General features: G+C 68.1%; 1 pseudogene. It reads right to left on the bottom strand.

What is annotated here, in order from left to right:
- Positions 1-678: pseudogene (locus tag CV102_RS26345) on the bottom strand (hypothetical protein); the annotation flags it as partial.

Here is a 678-nt window from a genome sequence, read left to right as displayed (position 1 = left end):
TCGGTCGTCCGCAGGCGGACTCCGGACCGGCCCGAGTAGCCAGCTTCCCCCTCGGTATCGCTCCCGAGACCGAGCGTATCGACGCTCTCGTCCGCCGCAGTCGTCCGGATGCCGTCGAGACAGAACCGAACGTTCGAGGTCCGCAGGCTGCCGCCGTGAATTCCCTCGGTAGCGACGAGGAACTCGCTCTCGAGCGGGTAGTCGACACGGGCTCGCCCGCGCGTATAGGGATCGCCGCCCCCGTCGCAGACCACCCAGTAGGCCTCGTCGGCCGCGAGGCCGACATCGAACACGAACGTCTCATCCGCCTCGAGGTCGGCGACCGACCGCTCGGACAGCACGCTTCCCTCGTCGTCGGTCAAGTAGGCTCTAGTCGCCTCGGTCTCCGCAGAGAGCGTGCATTCGAGGCCGTGAACCGCCTCGGTCGTCCGCAGGCGGACTCCGGACCGGCCCGAGTAGCCAGCTTCCCCCTCGGTATCGGCGCCGAGAAGGAGGGTATCGACGTCCTCTTCGGCCCGAATCGTTCTGATGCGGTCGAGACAGAACCGAACGCTCGAGGTCCGCAAGCTGCCGCCGTGGATCCCCTCGGTAGCGACGAGAGACTCGCTCTCGAGCGGGTAGTCGACACGGGCCCGCCCGCGCGTATAGGGATCGCCGCCGCCGTCACAGACCACCCAG

It is taken from the genome of Natronococcus pandeyae (assembly GCF_008122205.1).
Lineage (GTDB): Archaea > Halobacteriota > Halobacteria > Halobacteriales > Natrialbaceae > Natronococcus > Natronococcus pandeyae.
This window is presented reverse-complemented; position numbering and strand designations above follow the sequence as displayed.